This is a genomic window from Komagataeibacter kakiaceti JCM 25156 (assembly GCF_000613305.1).
The window spans coordinates 1-4,236 of sequence record NZ_BAIO01000176.1; the positions used below are offsets into that span (position 1 = coordinate 1).

A 4,236-nucleotide genomic window follows, 5' to 3' on the forward strand; every position below is an offset into this window, starting at 1 on the left:
CGCCGGTGCGCCTGCGTGCGTTGGTGCCGCCGGTCGCGGTGGGTTCGACCGTTTCCTCCACGATGCTGTTCCACGCGCCACAGGCGTCGCACCGGCCCGACCACTTGGGAAAGACCGCCCCACAGGACTGGCAGACAAAACGGTTAGCGGGCCGACGCGCCATGATGGCTCCTTGCGCAAGAACAGACCGGATATATATGGGGTGGCGGGCCGCCGGAATCAGGTGGGCACGTCAACCTTGATCGGCCCTTCCCGGCGGCCATGGGTGAACTGGTCCACCACGGGGTTGCCGCTGTCAAACAGGGTGGAGGGCGTGCCCTGCCAGATCAGCCTGCCCTGATACAGCATGCCGACCCGATCCCCGATCCGCTGGGCGGAGGCCATGTCATGCGTGATGGCGATGGCGGTGGAGCCGAGCCTGCGCACGCAATCGGCAATCAGCCGTCGATCACAGCCCCCATGATCGGGTCGAGACCCGTGGTCGGTTCATCAAAGAACAGGATTTCAGGCTGGGCCGCGATGGCGCGCGCCAGCCCCACGCGCTTCTGCATGCCGCCCGAGAGTTCGGAAGGGGAAAGCGCGCCCACCGCCGGGTCCATGCCCACCTGTTCCAGCAGCGTGCCGCGCGCGCGCGCGCCTGTGCGCGGGTAATGCGCGGCCCACGGCCGATCCGGGCGGCCGCCATCAGGCCGAAGGTCACGTTTTCCCACACGCTCAGGCTGTCGAACAGCGCGCCGTTCTGGAACAGCATGCCGATGCGCGCCATGTAGGGTTCGCGCTGGCGGGGCGATAGCGTGGTCACGTCCACGCCATCTATTTCGATGGAGCCGGCATCGGGCGTGATCAGCCCCAGTATGCAGCGCAGCAGCACCGACTTGCCCGTGCCTGACCCGCCAATGACCACGAACGACGTGCCGCCCATGACATCAAGGTCCACCCCGTCAAGCACAACCTTGGGGCCAAACGCCTTTTTCAGGCCGCGAATGCGGATCTTGGGGGTCGCTTCGGTCATTGGGAAAAGAACACATCCGTCAGGAGGTAATCGAAGGTGAGCAGCAGGATGGAGGCGGCGACCACCGCCGCCGTCGTCGCGGCCCCCACGCCTTCGGCCCCGCCACGGCTGTGATAGCCATGGTAACAGCCCATGAGCGCGATCAGGAACCCGAAGATCGCGGCCTTCACCAGCCCCACGGTCACATCCATGACCTTGAGCGAGGCGATGGTGGCCGCGATATAGGCCGAAGCCGAGAAATCCAGCTTCATCACGCACACGGTGAACCCGCCCAGAACCCCCAGTATGTCGGCCACCAGCACCAGGAACGGCAGCGCCAGCGTGCCCGCCACGAGCCGGGGCGTGACCAGGTACTTGATGGGGTTGGTGGACAGCGTGCTCAGCGCGTCGATCTGGTCGGTGACGCGCATGGTCCCGATCTCGGCCGACATCGCGGCCCCCACCCGGCCCGCGACCATGAGCCCGGCCAGAACCGGGCCGAGTTCACGCGTGACCGCGAGGATGACGATACCGGCAATGGCGTTCTGCGCATGGTACTGGGCGAACCCGGTATAGGACTGCAACGCGATCACGCCACCGGAGAACAGGGCGGTCAGGGCCACGACCGGCAGGGAGAAAAACCCGATCTCCACCAGCGTTCCCCATAGCGTGCGCCAGTAAAAGGGCGGGCGGACCATGTGCGACAGGGCGACGGCGGCAAATAGCGCAACCCGTCCGGCGGTGCGGACAATATCCAGAACGGTCCTGCCCAGTCCGGCTACAAAATCCAGAACGCCGTTCACAACGCCTCCCGCGCATGAGGGTGATAACCGCACCGGGCGACAGGTTCGGCCAACATAGTCCTGCCGTAGCGCGCGGCGTCTCCCACGTCAAAGCGAAAGCGCATGCGGGCCATGGGCTTCCGCCCTGCCCGCAAGGGGAAATTCCTTCTTGCGCGCCGCGACGGGGTTCAGAAGCGGGCGGTCAGGCTGACATTGAACGACCGCCCCATGCCCGGCAGGCGCGCAGCACCCCCGTGGCGGATGAATCCGCCAGCGACCAGCCGCCAAGCGGCAGTTCGTATTTCTGGTTCAACACATTGTCTATGCTGGCGTCCAGCGTCATGTAGCGCCAGGTATACTGCCCGCCCAGCCCCAACAGGGCATAGCCGGGGGTGCGCGGTTCGCTGCGCACCCAGTCCACCGTGTCCTTGGCCTTGACGAAGGTCATTTCCACCCGGCCGGTCCAGTTTTTCCACTGTTCGTGCAGCGCCACGTTACCGTTGGTGGGCATCTGGTGGTACAGCCCCGCGCCATTGGTCAGATCCTGCCCGCGCACCCAGTTGATGTTGGTCACGATCTCGCCCCGCCCGAAGCGCGTGCTCCGCCACAGGCGGTAATTGCCCGATGCGTTGATGCCGTAGCTCTGGGCGTTGTGATTGACGAAGCCCAGCGTATAGAAGCCGTTGGCGGCGGGGGCGAGGCGCTGCGCGTTCACGTAATGATGGGTATAGGTATAGTAGGGCTGGATTTTCAGATCCCAGCGGTCGCCATCGGGGTCGTGCCAGTCGGCGGTGATGGAGGCGGTGTTCGCGACCTCGGGCTTGAGGTCGGGGTTGCCGACATAGCCGTTCCCGTCGCCAAACCAGTTGATCATGCTGCTGACCATGGCGGACTGGCCCCAGGCGTAGCGTTCGTACAGGTTGGGGGAGCGTGTCTTGCGGGCGTACCCGCCCTCGATCGACAGGTCACGCCGCGGTTTCCAGCGCACAAGGGCCGTGACGTCAAAGTTCACATCCGTCCGCCCCCGGTCCAGCGCGTTGAACGCATTGGCGGCATTGATGTTCGTGTTGTTCATCATGGACGGCATGGTGGAATAGGGGGCCACGGGGCCGGTGTTCATCATGACCAGATCGTTGCGAAAGCCCAGCAGCGTGGAAACGCGCGGGGTCCATGCCGCTTCCCATTCCACGAAGTGACCCAGCCGGTCACGATGGCCGTCATTGATGCTGTGATAGGTGTCCGGCCCCATCATCATGCTCCCGGCCACGGGGGGCCACCAGTCGTTCAGGCCGGAATGGTCGAACGAACTGCCCAGCCGCAGGGTGTGTCTTTTCGCCAGCGCGATGGTGGCCTTTACGCTGTAGCCCGCCATGCGGGCATTGGTGTTCATGGGCATGTGGGTGGTCTTCTGGCGGTCGGGCAGGAAGTCCATGGCATGATCCTCGCGCTGCCAGTAGCCGCGCGCTTCAAGCTGGCCCCAGTCGAACGTGCCGACATACTTGCCGTTCACGAATGTGGAGCGGTTGTTGGTCATGTCCATGTACTGGTTGGCGAATCCCTCATGCGGGGTGTCCTGCTGGCCGAAGGTCAGGGCGAACAGGTGGTTGCCCTTATGCACGCCAAAGGTCACGTCGTGGTTGTAGGTCAGGTAGCCAGTCGAGCGCACGATCCCGGCGTCACCCCCGCCATTATAGTCCCCCGCCTGGCTGTAGGCGGCGTTGTAGCGCAGGCTGAAGGTGTCGTTCGCCACCGTCAGACTGCCCGAAGCGCCGTAGCCGCCCCCGTTGCTGCGATAGGTGCCGGTGACATGGCCGGTGACCAGTATCTTGCCATGCTTGGCGAATTGCGGGTCGCGGCGTTCCACGTCGATGGTGCCGCCGGTGCTGTCACCGCCCATGCTGACGGGTGTGATCCCGGCAATGGCGGTCGCGGTCTCCACGCTGTCCGTGTCGATGAAGGACAGCGCCGGATTCATGTGGTTGGGGCAGCCCGAGGCGATGCGCACGCCATCAACCACGGTGGCCACCCGGTCATCCGCCATGCCGTTCAGGGCCGGGAGTGCCGCAAGCCCCCCCGCCGAATAGGCGCTGACGCCGGGCTGGTTGCGAAACAGGCTGACGGCGTCGGGGCTGCTTAGGCGCGCGGCCGTACTCTCCGCCTGCGAGGGCGAACTGGCGGAAAGCGGGCGTTCGCCCATCGGGGTGTCTTCCGCCGAGTCGTCAATGGACAGGCCGGGCAGGGTTACGGTGGTTTCGGCATGGGCCACGTCATGGCACAGGCCGGTAGCCAGCAGGCCGCCGCCAGCAGCCACGGCAAGCAGCGTGGCTGTTCTTTTTTTCGATGTCACTTTTCATGTCCTGAACAGGAAACCGGAATGCGCACGCCCGTGCGGGCATGCGGCAGCTCATGGGTTCAGGAAATGGAAGGTGGCCCGTGCGAGGGCGGCAGCCCCAGCGGTGCTGG

Annotated in this window: 1 protein-coding gene and 3 pseudogenes; all 4 read right to left on the reverse strand. The window is 65.2% G+C overall.

What is annotated here, in order from left to right:
* Positions 1 to 163: pseudogene (locus JCM25156_RS28845) on the reverse strand (DNA repair protein RadA); the annotation flags it as partial.
* A 56-nt stretch (positions 164 to 219) separates the two neighbouring features.
* A pseudogene (locus tag JCM25156_RS23275) lies at positions 220 to 1,012 on the reverse strand (ABC transporter ATP-binding protein).
* Complete coding sequence (locus JCM25156_RS09985) at positions 1,009 to 1,794, reverse strand: MlaE family ABC transporter permease (RefSeq protein WP_025812966.1); 786 nt, start codon at positions 1,792 to 1,794, stop codon at positions 1,009 to 1,011. Before JCM25156_RS09985 ends, JCM25156_RS23275 begins: the two are co-directional and overlap by 4 nt.
* Positions 1,795 to 1,961: 167 nt before the next feature.
* Positions 1,962 to 4,084: pseudogene (locus JCM25156_RS23280) on the reverse strand (TonB-dependent receptor).
* Between the last annotated feature and the right edge of the window lie 152 nt (positions 4,085 to 4,236).